General features: G+C 62.2%; 12 protein-coding genes. 3 read left to right on the top strand and 9 right to left on the bottom strand.

The genetic code is table 11. The annotated features are described in order from the left end of the window. Position 1: 1 nt before the first annotated feature. Positions 2 to 559 carry a DUF2780 domain-containing protein gene (locus tag J1G18_RS00490; protein WP_135296719.1) on the bottom strand — a complete coding sequence of 186 codons (558 nt, stop codon included), beginning with the start codon at positions 557 to 559 and terminating at the stop codon, positions 2 to 4. A gap of 148 nt (positions 560 to 707) precedes the next feature. Here J1G18_RS00490 and J1G18_RS00495 point away from each other — a divergent pair, with 148 nt between their 5' ends. Next, positions 708 to 1,343, top strand: a complete 636-nt coding sequence (locus J1G18_RS00495; protein ID WP_098965966.1) for an RNA polymerase sigma factor — start codon at positions 708 to 710, stop codon at positions 1,341 to 1,343. Further along, complete coding sequence (locus J1G18_RS00500) at positions 1,340 to 2,014, top strand: anti-sigma factor domain-containing protein (RefSeq protein WP_098965968.1); 675 nt, start codon at positions 1,340 to 1,342, stop codon at positions 2,012 to 2,014. The genes J1G18_RS00495 and J1G18_RS00500 overlap by 4 nt, the downstream gene beginning before the upstream one ends. 216 nt (positions 2,015 to 2,230) lie before the next feature. Here J1G18_RS00500 and fdhA read toward each other — a convergent pair whose 3' ends face one another. The 8 genes from fdhA to J1G18_RS00540 form a co-directional block, all read right to left on the bottom strand. Beyond that, positions 2,231 to 3,430, bottom strand: a complete 1,200-nt coding sequence (fdhA, locus tag J1G18_RS00505; protein WP_027610665.1) for a formaldehyde dehydrogenase, glutathione-independent — start codon at positions 3,428 to 3,430, stop codon at positions 2,231 to 2,233. Positions 3,431 to 3,635: 205 nt separating this feature from the next. After that, complete coding sequence (gene purU / locus J1G18_RS00510) at positions 3,636 to 4,493, bottom strand: formyltetrahydrofolate deformylase (RefSeq protein ID WP_003228959.1); 858 nt, start codon at positions 4,491 to 4,493, stop codon at positions 3,636 to 3,638. Between the two features lie 216 nt (positions 4,494 to 4,709). Beyond that, the gene (locus J1G18_RS00515) at positions 4,710 to 5,342 is read right to left on the bottom strand and encodes a sarcosine oxidase subunit gamma (protein WP_008086919.1); all 633 of its coding nucleotides are present in this window, start codon (positions 5,340 to 5,342) and stop codon (positions 4,710 to 4,712) included. A 160-nt stretch (positions 5,343 to 5,502) separates the two neighbouring features. Further along, positions 5,503 to 8,520, bottom strand: a complete 3,018-nt coding sequence (locus tag J1G18_RS00520; RefSeq protein WP_123588995.1) for a sarcosine oxidase subunit alpha — start codon at positions 8,518 to 8,520, stop codon at positions 5,503 to 5,505. Further along, positions 8,517 to 8,846: a sarcosine oxidase subunit delta gene (locus J1G18_RS00525; protein ID WP_003228964.1), complete on the bottom strand. Its 330-nt coding sequence runs from the start codon at positions 8,844 to 8,846 to the stop codon at positions 8,517 to 8,519. Before J1G18_RS00525 ends, J1G18_RS00520 begins: the two co-directional genes overlap by 4 nt. 14 nt (positions 8,847 to 8,860) lie before the next feature. Beyond that, the gene (locus J1G18_RS00530; RefSeq protein WP_003206307.1) at positions 8,861 to 10,111 is read right to left on the bottom strand and encodes a sarcosine oxidase subunit beta; all 1,251 of its coding nucleotides are present in this window, start codon (positions 10,109 to 10,111) and stop codon (positions 8,861 to 8,863) included. A 20-nt stretch (positions 10,112 to 10,131) separates the two neighbouring features. Then, entirely contained in the window at positions 10,132 to 11,385 is a 1,254-nt protein-coding gene (gene glyA, locus J1G18_RS00535) for a serine hydroxymethyltransferase (RefSeq protein WP_027610662.1), read from the bottom strand. Positions 11,386 to 11,658: 273 nt separating this feature from the next. Further along, entirely contained in the window at positions 11,659 to 12,369 is a 711-nt protein-coding gene (locus tag J1G18_RS00540) for a TraX family protein (protein ID WP_223006929.1), read from the bottom strand. Positions 12,370 to 12,495: 126 nt separating this feature from the next. On the opposite strand from J1G18_RS00540, the gene J1G18_RS00545 reads away from it, so the two are divergent. Continuing rightward, positions 12,496 to 13,536: a low specificity L-threonine aldolase gene (locus J1G18_RS00545; protein WP_016772826.1), complete on the top strand. Its 1,041-nt coding sequence runs from the start codon at positions 12,496 to 12,498 to the stop codon at positions 13,534 to 13,536. Positions 13,537 to 13,604 lie beyond the last annotated feature (68 nt).

Below are 13,604 nucleotides of genomic sequence, written 5' to 3' on the forward strand. Positions count from 1 at the left end.
ATCAGCTACCGGTGCCGGCGCCCCAGATGCTGCCCAGACTCTGCAGCAGCGGGCCGCCGACGCCCTGATCACCCAGGTACTTGAGCAACACCGGGGCAAACTGGCCGACCATGCCGCTGTCCATGCCCAACGCACCGAAGGCATTGTTCAGGTCGTTGGTGTCCTTGACGTTGCCCAGCGCGTTTTCCAGCCCGGCCGACTTGCCCGACGAACCCAGCAAACCACTCAACGCCGCCAGGTTGCCGCTGCCGCCCGACAGTTTGTCGATGCCCGGCACTTCTTTGGCCAGCTGCGAATAATCGGTGCTGCTCAACTGATTCTTGGCCAGGCCGAGCATGGCGCTGGTGCCACCGACGGCTTGCTGAGGCGTAACACCGAGACCGGTAACGGCTTGCAGCAAACCGGCGGTTTCCGAGGTCGGCGCGGCGGCGGTGGCAGCGTTGCCACCCTGCATGCTTGCAGCCGCTTTGGTCACGTCGTCCAGACTGAAGCCGGCAAACACCGGGCTCGCTGCAAGGGTCATCAGTGAAGCCAAGGCAATACCGCGTGAAATCTTCATTCAGACATCCTCTTGCGCTGTGGTAACCGCCCGTCTATGAGCGGCAAAACTGCCGGTTTGACCGGGTTTCAGCCAGCATGTTCCTCGCCGACGCATCCATTTTCAGCATAGCCACGTATATAAAACGTGAAACCGCGGATAACCCGAGATGAATGGCACAAGCGCCGTCGCTGAACTAGCCTGTGAACAGCCCGAGCAGCGCCCTCGTCGCCCGCCCATTGCCTGGAGAGCCGTCATTTCCATCGCCGACCCCGATCAGTTGCGCCAGCTGTTGGCCCAGTGCTCACTGGGCGACCGCGGTGCATTCGAAACGCTCTATCGCAGCGTTGGCCCACGCCTGCACGGCGTGGCCCTGCGCTTCATGGGCCGGGCGGATCTGGCCGAGGACGTGCTGCAGGAAAGCTTCGTGCGCATCTGGAATAACGCCTCGCGCTACGAAGCCCACTTGTCGGCGCCGCTGACCTGGATGATCAACATCACTCGCAATCAGGCCATCGACCAATTACGCAAACAGCGCGAACGGCCGCTGACCGACTTCGAACAGGACACCCTGCCGGACGATGGCCCTTCAGCCCACGACCTGTTGAACAGCAGCCGCGAAGCCAGCGCGCTGCACCGTTGCCTGGACACCCTTGACGGCATGCAGCGCCAGTCGATCAGCGTCGCCTACTTCCAGGGCCTTTCCTGCTCGGAACTCGCCGAACACCTGGCGGCACCGCTGGGCTCGGTGAAGTCGTGGATTCGTCGCGGCATGGAGCGTCTGCGCAGGTGCCTTGAATCATGAACTACCAGACCCCCGCCTTGCGCCGCGCCCTCGCTGCCGATTACGCCATTGGCCTGATGTCGTCGGCGGCGCGTCGGCGCTTTGAACAATTGCTGCTGGATGACGCAGCACTGCGAACCGAGTTGGCGCAGTGGCAGGAGAGCCTCGCCAGCCTTACCGAAACGCTGCCGGAGCAACCGGTGCCAGATCGGGTGTGGCAAGGCATCACCGCGCGGATCGAGCCGCAAGTACTGCACGTCCCGGAAAAACGTCCGTTCTGGAACTGGCTGCGGGTTACCGCCGCACTCTGCTCGATCGTGGTCCTGGTATTCCTCGGCTCGCTGTACAACCGCGACGACGCCCGCTACCGCGCCACCTTGCTGAGCGCCGACACGCAGCCGGCACTGAAGGTCGAGGCGCATGCGGATTATCTGCAAGTCGAACCGCTGACATTGGCGGCAGTCGGGCCAGATCGCAGCCTGGAACTGTGGGCGATACCGGCGGACGGCAAGCCGATTTCGCTGGGGGTGATTCCTGCAGGCGGCAAAGGCAAGGTTGAACTGAGCGCGGCGCAGAAAGTCTTGATCGGCCAGCCGATTGCGCTGGCGGTGAGTCTGGAACCGAAGGGCGGCTCGCCGACCGGGCAGCCGACGGGGCCGGTGCTTTACCAGGGCGCGTTAGCGGCTCTCTGACTCTGGCACCACAAACCTTTTGTGGCGAGGGAGCTTGCTCCCGCTGGGCTGCGAAGCGGCCCAAATCTTGTGTGGGTAATTTTCCTGAGACGCCGCATGTGTGGATTTTACGACGGCTTCGCCGCCGAGCGGGAGCAAGCTCCCTCGCCACAGGTTTCGTGCTCATCCCCGTAAAAAACGGCGACCTTGAGGTCGCCGTTCTGCACTGCCTGAAGCTTACGCCGCACTGAACAACCGATGCGGATCGATCACAAACTTCTTCGGCACACCGGCATCGAACTCGCCGTAACCTTCCGGCGCCTGATCGAGGCTGATGACCTGCACGCCAACCACTTCGGCGATGTTGATGCGGTCCCACATGATCGCCTGCATCAGCTGGCGGTTGTACTTCATCACCGGGGTCTGACCGGTGTGGAAGCTGTGGGATTTGGCCCAGCCCAAACCGAAGCGGATGCTCAGGCTGCCCATTTTCGCGGCGGCATCGACCGCGCCCGGATCTTCGGTCACGTACAGGCCCGGAATACCGATCTTGCCGGCGACGCGCACCACGCCCATCAACGAGTTGAGCACGGTGGCCGGGGCTTCGGCTTTCACCCCGTCATGGCCGTGGCCGCGCGCTTCGAAGCCCACGCAATCCACCGCGCAATCGACTTCCGGCTCGCCCAGCAGTGCGGCGATCTGTTCGTGCAGCGGCGTGTCCTTGGACAGGTCGACCACTTCAAAACCCTGAGCCTTGGCGTGCGCCAGGCGGATGGTGTTGACGTCGCCGATGATCACCACCGCCGCCCCCAGCAGACGCGCCGAGGCTGCAGCGGCCAGACCGACCGGGCCGGCGCCGGCGATGTAAACGGTGCTGCCCGGGCCAACGCCCGCCGTCACTGCGCCGTGATAACCGGTCGGGAGGATGTCGGAGAGGCAGGTCAGGTCGCGGATTTTCTCCATGGCCTTGTCGCGATCCGGCAGTTTCAGCAGGTTGAAGTCAGCGTAAGGCACCAGCACGTATTCGGCCTGGCCGCCGGTCCAGTCGCCCATGTCGACATAACCGTAGGCACCGCCGGCACGGGCCGGGTTTACGGTCAGGCAGACGCCGGTGTGTTGCTCCTTGCAGGAACGGCAGCGCCCGCAAGCCACGTTGAACGGTACGGAGACCAGATCGCCGATCTTCAGATTCTCGACGTCGGAACCCTTTTCGATCACTTCGCCGGTGATTTCGTGGCCCAGCACCAGACCGGTCTGCGCCGTGGTCCGGCCGCGCACCATGTGCTGGTCGGAGCCACAGATGTTGGTGGACACCACACGCAGAATCACCCCGTGCTCGATCTTCCTGCCACGCGGGTCCTGCATTTTCGGATAGTCGATTTTCTGTACTTCGACCTTGCCAGCGCCGAGATACACCACACCACGATTGCCAGACATGCTTTCACCTCGCTGTTGTTTTTATGGAACTGCGTTGCCCAGGCAGGCAGCGCGTTAAGTGCTCGGGTTATTGCTTGTTGGTTTTGCGTTGTCAGTCATGGCCTCTTCGCGAGCAAGCCCGCTCCCACAGTTGATCTTGGGTGTGACAGAGACCTGTGTTTCGACACAAATCCCTTGTGGGAGCGGGCTTGCTCGCGAAAGCGATCTAAAGAACGACCGTGCGATTGGCGTTCAAAAACACCCTTCTTTCGATGTGATAACCCACGGCCCGGGCCAGGGTCAGGCCCTCGATATCCCGCCCTTTGGCAATCAGATCCTCCGGGTAATGACTGTGATCCACCGCCTCGACGCCCTGGGCAATGATCGGCCCTTCATCGAGGTCGTTGTTGATGTAATGCGCCGTCGCGCCGACCAGCTTCACGCCCTTGTTGTAGGCCTGGTGATACGGCTTGGCACCCTTGAACCCCGGCAGCAGCGAGTGGTGAATGTTGATCGCCTTGCCATCGAGCTTGCGGCACAGCTCCGGTGACAGCACCTGCATGTAGCGGGCGAGGATCACCAGTTCGGCGCCGGACTCTTCGATCACCTGCCACACCTGACGCTCCTGCGCCGGTTTGTCGTTGGGGTCGAGGGGGAAATGGTAGTAGGGAATCTGGTGCCAGTCGGCCAGCGGCTTGAGGTCCGGATGGTTGGACACCACCGCCGCCACGTCCATCGACAACTGGCCGATGCGCTGGCGGTAAAGCAAATCGTTGAGGCAGTGATCGGCCTTGGAAACCATGATCACCACTTTTGGCCGGTAGTTCGGCGCGGTCAGCTCGAAGACCATGCCGAACGCCTGACCGCGCTCGGCAAGGCCGGCGCGGAAGGATTGTTCGTCGAAACCGTCAGGCTGACGGAATTCCACGCGAATGAAGAAACGGCCCGAGAGCCGGTCATCGAACGAATGGTGCTCGGTGACGTAGCAACCCTGCTCGAACAGAAAACGCGTCACCGCGTCCACCGTGCCTAGCACGCTGGGGCAGTCGGCGGTCAGAATCCATGTGTCTGGGGCGCGGCTCATGGTGCGGTGACTCCTGTTCTTTTGTGCGCGGTGTCTGGGGGATTTTTGCCCCTCACCCTAGCCCTCTCCCGGAGGTAGAGGGGACTGACCGAGGTGTTCTTTCGAGCTACGCCGACCTGAAATATCGCGGCGAACTCAGGCTCGAAAACCACACAAATCTGCTCCCTTCCCCCCTCTCCCCCCTGGGGGAGAGGGCTGGGGTGAGGGGGTAAGCTTTTAGGCTTGTACGCTCAACCCGTACTCGGCCGACGCATCCTGCAACCACAACCACCAGTAGTCCGAGAAGCTGCGGCGGATCAGCAGTTCCCAGGTGTCTTCGGCGGTATGGCGAATCATCAGCTGCGACTTGGCGAACACCGTGCCCACCGCTTTGCCGACCGGGAAGTTGTTCGGGTGCACGTCATAGCTGGTGGATTTCATCAGCACCTGACGCACGTTCGGCCCGCTCAGTTCGAGCACTTGCTGGCCGCCGCTGACGTTGACGATCGCGATGTGCAGGTCGCCCAGCGCTTCGCGCAGTTTCTGCTCGGCGGCGAACTCTTCACCGCTTGGCACGATCAGCAGCCACTCGTCCGGGCCCATCCATTGCAGGCTGGTTTCGCCTTTGACGATGACGCTCAGGGCGCCCGGCAACTCAATGCCGAGGGCCTTGTGCACGCCAGCGGCGAAGGCTGCATCGTGGCCATCGCCACGAATGGTCAGGTGACCGAGGAGTTTCTTTTCACGCACGATGACGCCGGCGTTCTTGCGACCCTTGCCGACCAGGCTGGCGAGGTCGGCATGGTGCAGCGACGACTCGGCCTTGGCCCCGGTGGTCGGGCGTTGTTGGTATACGTTGGCTGTGGTCATAAAGCACCTTCCTTAATTCTGACTTGAACCCTTTGCAAGCAGATCTACCGCTATCGCGAGCAGGCTCACTCCTACAAGGGGTACGCGATCACCTGTAGGAGTGAGCCTGCTCGCGATGAAGTCACCGCGGTGCGACTGGCACTCCACAGGAGCCGAACCCTCAAATATTCTGCCGATCACCCTTCGGATCGAAGAACACCGAAGACACAATCTCCGCCTCGATCACGCTGCCATCGGCCAGCGGCGCGAACACCCGCTCGCCCATGCGCTTCAGACCGCCCTTGACCACGCCCATGGCAAACGAATAGCCGAGGGAGTTGTGCGCGTAGCTGGAGGTCACGTGGCCGACCATGGTCATCGGGATCGCCTGCTTGGTGTTGAACACCAGTTGCGCACCTTCCGGCAGCCAGACGTTCGGGTCGATCGGCTTCAGGCCCACCAGTTGTTTACGCTGATCCTTCACGCAGTCTTCTCGGTTCATGCCGCGCTGGCCGATCCACGAGAACGGTTTGGTGCGACCGACGCACCAGCCCATGTTCAGGTCGTCCGGGGTCATCGAGCCGTCAGTGTCCTGACCGACAATGATGAAACCCTTCTCGGCGCGCAGCACGTGCATGGTTTCAGTGCCGTACGGCGTCAGGTTGTACTGCTTGCCAGCCTCGACGATTTTCTCCAGCACGCCCATCGCGTAGTCGGCCTGCACGTTGACTTCGTACGACAGCTCACCGGTGAACGAGATACGGAACACCCGCGCCGGCACACCGCCGACCAGACCTTCTTTCCAGGTCATGAACGGGAAGGCTTCGTTGCTCAGATCGATGTCGGTCACGGCGCTGAGCAGCTTGCGGCTGTTCGGTCCGGACAGGGTCATGGTCGCCCAGTGGTCGGTGACCGAAGTGAAGTACACCTTCATCTCTGGCCATTCGGTCTGGTGGTACAGCTCCAGCCATTGCAGCACGCGGGCCGCGCCGCCAGTGGTGGTGGTCATGACGAAATGGTTGTCGGCCAGACACGCCGTCACCCCGTCGTCGAAAACCATGCCGTCTTCTTTGCACATCAGGCCGTAACGCGCCTTGCCCACGTCAAGCTTGGTCCAGGCGTTGGTGTACACGCGGTTGAGGAACTCGCGGGCATCCGGGCCCTGAATGTCGATCTTGCCCAGGGTCGAGGCGTCGAGCAGACCGACGCTGTCGCGCACGGCTTTGCATTCGCGCTTCACCGCCGCATGCATGTCTTCACCGTTTTTCGGGAAGTACCATGGACGTTTCCACTGGCCGACGTCTTCAAACTCGGCGCCGTTTTTCAGGTGCCATTGATGCAGAGCGGTGTAGCGCACCGGTTCGAAAATGTGCCCACAGTGACGGCCCGCTACCGCGCCGAACGTTACCGGCGTGTAGTTGGGGCGGAACATCGTGGTGCCCATCTGCGGGATGGTCACGTTCAGCGAACGGGCGGCGATGGCCAGGCCGTTGACGTTGCCGAGCTTGCCCTGATCGGTGCCGAAGCCCAGCGCGGTATAGCGTTTGACGTGTTCAACCGACTCGAAACCTTCGCGGGTCGCCAGTTCGATGGCGGCGGCGGTGACGTCGTTCTGCAGGTCGACGAATTGTTTCGGCGCACGCGAGGTGCCCTTCTCGTGCGGCACCTGGAACAGCGCCAGGGTCGCTTCTTCGAGACGACTCAGCGCTTTTGGCAGCGTGCCTTCGACCACCGCGAAACCGGCTTCACTGGCAGCGCGTGCGCCACCTTCGAAACCATCGGCCAGCGAATCTCCGAGGCCGTAAACGCCGTTGATGCCGCCGACGCACACACGCTTCTGCGGTGCTTCGCCCGGTACGAAACCGAGGATGTCTTCGCGCCAGATCGGCTTGCCACCGAGGTGCGAAGCCAGGTGCACCACCGGACTGTAACCGCCGGAACTGGCGATCACGTCGCAGTCGAGCCATTCGCCCGGGCTGGTCACGGTGTGCGCTTTGACGTCAATCGCGGCAACGCGGGCAGCGGTGACGCGCTTGCTGCCACGGGCCTCGATCACGGCGCTGCCGGTGAGTATGCGAATGCCTTTGGCGCGGGCTTCTTCCACCAGCGCACCACGCGGATTGCTGCGTGCATCGGCGATGGCCACCACTTGCAGGCTGGCGTCGAGCCAATCCAGCGCCACGCGATAGGCGTGATCGTTGTTGGTGGTCAGCACCAGCTTCTTGCCCGGTGCCACACCGTAACGGCGCACGTAAGTCGAGACCGCACCGGCGAGCATGTTGCCCGGCACGTCGTTGTTGCCGTAGACCAGCGGACGCTCGTGGGCACCGGTCGCCAGCACTACACGCTTGGCGCGAACCCGGTGGATGCGCTGACGCACCTGACCGATTGGCGCACGGTCACCGAGGTGATCGGTGAGGCGTTCGTGAATGGTCAGGAAATTGTGGTCGTGGTAACCGTTGACCGTGGCGCGCGGCAACAGCAGCACGTCCGGAGTGTTTTTCAATTCAGCGATAACGCTGGCCACCCACTCGATCGCCGGTTTGCCGTCGAGGCTTTCGCGGGAATCGAGCAGGCTGCCGCCGAACTCCTCCTGCTCATCGGCGAGGATCACCCGCGCACCGCTGCGTGCAGCCGCCAGGGCCGCGGCGAGCCCGGCAGGGCCGGCGCCGACGATCAGCACGTCGCAGTGCTGGTTCATGTAGTCGTAGGTGTCCGGATCGACTTCGGTCGGCGAACGGCCAAGCCCTGCAGCCTTGCGAATGTACTTCTCGTAGGTCATCCAGAACGATTGCGGGTACATGAAGGTTTTGTAGTAGAAACCCGGCGGCATCAGCTTGCCGCCGACCTTGCCGAGAATCCCCATCATGTCGTTGTTGACGCTCGGCCAGCCGTTGGTGCTGGTGGCGACCAGGCCTTGATACAGCGCCTGTTGCGTGGCGCGCACGTTGGGAATCTGCGTGGCTTCGGTGGCACCGATCTGCAGCACGGCGTTCGGCTCTTCGGCACCGGCGGCGAAGATCCCGCGTGGACGCGAATACTTGAAGCTGCGGCCGATGATGTCGACGCCGTTGGCGATCAGTGCCGAGGCCAACGAGTCGCCCTCGAAGCCTTTGTAGCTCTGACCGTTGAAGGTGAAGCTCAGCACTTTGTTGCGGTCGATCCGTCCACCGTTGGACAGGCGATTGGTCTGGCTCATACCTTCTCTCCCAGCGCCGTCGTGGCTGTTTTCGCCGTATCAGCCTTGTCGGTGAATTGCGGCTTGGTGCCGATCTTGTAGGTTTCGAGAATCTCGTAGGTCACGGTGTCGCGGGTGACGTTGAAGTACTGGCGGCAACCGGCGACGTGATCCCACAGCTCGTGGTGCAGACCACGCGGGTTGTCGCGGAAGAACATGTAGTCGCCCCACTCTTCATCGGTGCAGGCGTTCGGATCCAGCGGACGCGGGATGTGCGCCTGACCGGATGCATGGAATTCCTCTTCGGAGCGCAGTTCGCCGCAGTGAGGACAGAAGATATGCAACATGGGGATTTCTCCTGTTAGTGGGCAACCGCAGCAGCGCCGTGTTCATCGATCAACGCACCGTTGTGGAAACGGTCGATGGAGAAAGGTGCGGCCAACGGGTGCATTTCACCCTTGGCCAGACTCGCGGCAAACACGTTGCCCGAGCCAGGAGTGGCCTTGAAGCCACCGGTGCCCCAACCGCAGTTGAAGAACATGTTCGGTACCGGGGTTTTCGAAATGATCGGGCAAGCGTCCGGGGTGGTGTCGACGATGCCGCCCCACTGGCGGTTCATGCGCACCCGCGACAGCACCGGGAACATCTCGACGATGGCCTGGATGGTGTGCTCGATCACCGGGTACGAACCGCGCTGACCATAGCCGTTGTAGCCGTCGATACCGGCGCCGATCACCAGGTCGCCCTTGTCGGACTGGCTGATGTAACCGTGCACGGCGTTGGACATGATCACGCTGTCAATAATCGGTTTGATCGGCTCGGACACCAGCGCTTGCAGCGGGTGAGATTCGATCGGCAGACGGAAACCGGCGAGCTTGGCCATGTGCCCGGAGTTACCGGCGGTGACCACACCGACACGCTTGGCACCGATGAAACCCTTGTTGGTTTCAACGCCGATGCACACGCCGTTTTCCTTGCGGAAACCGATCACTTCGGTCTGCTGGATCAGATCCACGCCCAAGGCGTCGGCGGCACGGGCAAAGCCCCAGGCCACGGCATCGTGACGGGCGACGCCGCCGCGACGCTGAACAGTCGCGCCCATCACCGGGTAGCGAGTGTTTTTCGAGCAGTCGAGGTATGGGATCTCGTCGGCCACTTGCTTGGCATTGAGCAATTCGCCGTCGACGCCGTTGAGGCGGTTGGCGCTGACCCGACGCTCGGAATCTCGGATGTCCTGCAGGGTGTGGCACAGGTTGTAGACACCGCGCTGGGAGAACATCACGTTGTAGTTCAGGTCCTGCGACAGGCCTTCCCACAATTTCATCGCGTGTTCGTACAGGTGCGCCGACTCGTCCCACAGGTAGTTCGAGCGAACGATGGTGGTGTTGCGCGCGGTGTTACCGCCGCCCAGCCAGCCCTTCTCGACCACGGCGACGTTGGTGATGCCGTGCTCTTTCGCCAGGTAGTAGGCGGTCGCCAGACCGTGCCCGCCACCGCCGACGATGACCACGTCGTAGACCTTCTTCGGCGTCGGCGTGCGCCACATGCGCTGCCAGTTCTCGTGGTGGCTGAGGGAGTGTTTGAAGAGGCCGAAGCCCGAATAGCGTTGCATAGTCATTTACTCCAAACCGCTCAGCGATAAACCGGGTAGTCGGCGCACAGTGCCGCGACGTTCTTGGCCACATTCGCTTCAACGTCGGCGTCACCGAGGTTGTCGAGGATGTCGCAGATCCAGCCGGCCAGCACTTCGCACTGGGCGACCTTGAAGCCGCGGGTGGTGACGGCCGGGGTGCCGATACGCAGGCCCGAGGTCACGAACGGCGACTGCGGGTCGTTCGGCACGGCGTTCTTGTTGACGGTGATGTGCGCACGGCCGAGGGCAGCGTCAGCATCTTTGCCGGTCAGGCCCTGACGGATCAGGCTGACCAGGAACAGGTGGTTGTCGGTGCCGCCGGACACTACATCGTAGCCACGTTTGATAAACACGCTGGCCATCGCCTTGGCGTTGTCGATCACTTGCTGCTGATAGGCCTTGAAGCCGGGCTCCAGCGCTTCCTTGAAACACACGGCTTTACCGGCGATGACGTGCATCAGCGGGCCGCCCTGGGCCCCGGGGAATACTGCGGCGTTGAGCTTCTTCTCGATCTCTTCGTTGGACTTGGCCAGGATCAGCCCGCCACGCGGACCGCGCAGGGTTTTGTGGGTGGTGGTGGTGACCACGTCGGCGTACGGCAGCGGGTTCGGGTACAGGCCAGCAGCGACCAGACCGGCAACGTGGGCCATGTCGACGAACAGCAGCGCACCGACCTTGTCGGCGATCTGACGGAAGCGCGGGAAGTCCAGGGTCTTGGAGTAGGCGGAGAACCCGGCAACGATCATCTTCGGCTTGCACTCGACGGCCAGACGCTCGACTTCGTCGTAATCGATCAGCCCGGTATCGGTGTTGATGCCGTACTGCACCGCGTTGTACAGCTTGCCCGAGGACGACACTTTGGCGCCGTGGGTCAGGTGACCGCCGTGGGCCAGGCTCATGCCGAGAATGGTGTCGCCCGGCTGGATCAGCGCCAGGTACACGGCGCTGTTGGCGGAGGAGCCGGAGTGCGGCTGGACGTTGGCGTAATCGGCGCCGAACAGCTGCTTGGCGCGTTCGATGGCCAGCGCTTCGACTTTATCCACATGCTCGCAGCCGCCGTAGTAGCGCTTGCCCGGATAACCTTCGGCGTATTTGTTGGTCAGGCCGCTGCCCTGCGCTTGCATGACGCGTTTGCTGGTGTAGTTCTCCGACGCGATCAGCTCGATGTGATCTTCCTGACGTTGCTCCTCGGCATTCATTGCCGCCAGCAGTGCATCGTCGTAACCCTGGATCTGGTCTTGCTTGCTGAACATCGCGTCTCTCCCAGCGGCATCTGTGCGCCATTCGTCTCGGTAAGGCACTGGCAATGAAGGCAGTGCCCTTTGATGCCGATGGTATGACCGGCGCAGACAGCTCAAATGCCTGCGGACGCCACGCAAAGGTGCGTTTACGACATGGCTCGAAATGACCGATTGAATTCGTGGAGATCCCCTGTGGGAGCGGGCTTGCTCGCGAAGAGGCCGTGTCAGTCGACATCAATACCGCCTGACACACCGCTTTCGCGAGCAAGCCCGCTCCCACAGGGGTCAGGTGTATGCCGTGCGGATGGCGAGCAACAGGAGGAAATGCAGGGGATAGAGCGCGTACGCCCAACGGCGCATGGGCAGCGGATGGATAGACCCGAAGTGTCGCAACAGGAACATGCCGAGCAATGGCGCACCCAGACACGCCGCGATGCCGATTACCGCGACGGCGTTACCGAATACGGCAGCCTCATACAGCACCTGCCACTGATTCCCCGCCAGACACACCAGCCCCGGCAGCAGGCCGAAATACCCGGGGCGACGAATCACCCACAGCAGCGCCAGCGGCAGCAACACGCCAAACACGCCGAACATCAGCCATTGCGAAAACAGCGCCGCCAGCAGCAAGGCACCGACGCCCAACAGTCGCGACAGTAGCGTGCGATCTTGCCAGCCCCGCGCCACCAGCAACCCCAGCGCCAGCGTAGGCATCACGTTCAAGGTGTCGGGATCAGGAATGTACAAGCGGTAGGGAATCTCACTGAGCGCACTGAACAGCAGCAGCCAGCCCAGATAGCGCCACTCGGTCTTCTGCGCACCGGCCCGGGACAGGTTCGCCGCCATCGCCAGGCAGAACCACGGGAACGCCAGACGTCCCGGCACATACAGCCAATCGGCGCTGATCCCGACATATCGCAGGTGATCGAGCAGCATGCTCAGCAGCGCCAGCCACTTGAGCAGATCCAGCGCGCCGTCGCGTTTAGTCACGTGCATAATCGGGTAACAAACTGGTAATTTTCTGACAGCGACATCCCGTGTGCTCCCCGGAAGATCTTCGGTAAAGTGCGCACCCTCATTGACCACGAGCCTTCACAAGAGTCTCGACCACGGAAGCCGGCCATGACCGACAAGAGCCAACAATTCGCCAGCGACAACTACTCCGGTATCTGCCCTGAAGCCTGGGCCGCCATGGAACAGGCCAACCACGGCCACCAGCGCGCTTATGGCGACGATGAATGGACCGCACGTGCGGCCGACCATTTCCGCAAGCTGTTCGAAACCGACTGCGAAGTGTTTTTCGCCTTCAACGGCACCGCCGCCAACTCGCTGGCGCTGTCGTCACTGTGCCAGAGTTACCACAGCGTGATCTGCTCGGAAACCGCCCACGTCGAAACCGACGAATGCGGCGCGCCGGAATTCTTCTCCAACGGCTCGAAACTGCTGATCGCTGGCACCGAAAACGGCAAGATCACCCCGCAGTCGATCCGCGAAGTCGCGCTCAAGCGCCAGGACATCCACTACCCCAAACCGCGCGTCGTGACCCTGACTCAGGCCACTGAAGTCGGCAGCGTCTACACCCCGGAAGAAGTCCGCGCCATCAGCGCCACCTGCAAAGAGCTGGGCCTGCACCTGCACATGGACGGCGCGCGTTTCTCCAACGCCTGCGCATTCCTCGGCTGCTCGCCGGCCGACCTGACCTGGAAGGCCGGCGTCGATGTGCTGTGCTTCGGCGGTACGAAAAACGGCATGGCCGTGGGTGAAGCGATTCTGTTCTTCAACCACAAACTGGCCGAAGACTTCGATTACCGCTGCAAGCAGGCCGGGCAACTGGCGTCGAAAATGCGCTTCCTCTCGGCACCGTGGGTCGGCATCCTCGAAAACGACGCCTGGCTCAAATACGCTCGCCACGCCAACCACTGCGCGCAACTGCTGGCCGAGCTGGTCAGCGACATTCCGGGCGTGGAACTGATGTTCCCGGTGCAGGCCAACGGCGTATTCCTGCAACTCTCGGAACCGGCCATCGCCGCGCTGACCGCGAAAAACTGGCGCTTCTACACCTTCATCGGCAAGGGCGGCGCACGTTTCATGTGCTCGTGGGACACCGAAGAAGAACGCGTACGCGAACTGGCCCGCGACATCCGCGAAGTGATGTCCGCCTGATTCCCCTGTAGGAGCTGCCGCAGGCCGCGATCTTTTGATTTTGATCTTAAAAACAAGATCAAAAGATC

Source organism: Pseudomonas sp. MIS38, from assembly GCF_019891575.1.
Lineage (GTDB): Bacteria > Pseudomonadota > Gammaproteobacteria > Pseudomonadales > Pseudomonadaceae > Aquipseudomonas > Aquipseudomonas putida_A.

Bases quoted from the DNA above. Each gene is read 5' to 3' on its own strand.
- J1G18_RS00540 (WP_223006929.1), bottom strand. From the start codon at position 12,369: ATGCACGTGACTAAACGCGACGGCGCGCTGGATCTGCTCAAGTGGCTG.
- J1G18_RS00490 (WP_135296719.1), bottom strand. From the start codon at position 559: ATGAAGATTTCACGCGGTATTGCCTTGGCTTCACTGATGACCCTTGCA.
- glyA (WP_027610662.1), bottom strand. From the start codon at position 11,385: ATGTTCAGCAAGCAAGACCAGATCCAGGGTTACGACGATGCACTGCTG.
- J1G18_RS00520 (WP_123588995.1), bottom strand. From the start codon at position 8,520: ATGAGCCAGACCAATCGCCTGTCCAACGGTGGACGGATCGACCGCAAC.
- fdhA (WP_027610665.1), bottom strand. From the start codon at position 3,430: ATGTCTGGCAATCGTGGTGTGGTGTATCTCGGCGCTGGCAAGGTCGAA.
- J1G18_RS00495 (WP_098965966.1), top strand. From the start codon at position 708: ATGAATGGCACAAGCGCCGTCGCTGAACTAGCCTGTGAACAGCCCGAG.
- J1G18_RS00500 (WP_098965968.1), top strand. From the start codon at position 1,340: ATGAACTACCAGACCCCCGCCTTGCGCCGCGCCCTCGCTGCCGATTAC.
- purU (WP_003228959.1), bottom strand. From the start codon at position 4,493: ATGAGCCGCGCCCCAGACACATGGATTCTGACCGCCGACTGCCCCAGC.
- J1G18_RS00545 (WP_016772826.1), top strand. From the start codon at position 12,496: ATGACCGACAAGAGCCAACAATTCGCCAGCGACAACTACTCCGGTATC.
- J1G18_RS00530 (WP_003206307.1), bottom strand. From the start codon at position 10,111: ATGCAACGCTATTCGGGCTTCGGCCTCTTCAAACACTCCCTCAGCCAC.
- J1G18_RS00515 (WP_008086919.1), bottom strand. From the start codon at position 5,342: ATGACCACAGCCAACGTATACCAACAACGCCCGACCACCGGGGCCAAG.
- J1G18_RS00525 (WP_003228964.1), bottom strand. From the start codon at position 8,846: ATGTTGCATATCTTCTGTCCTCACTGCGGCGAACTGCGCTCCGAAGAG.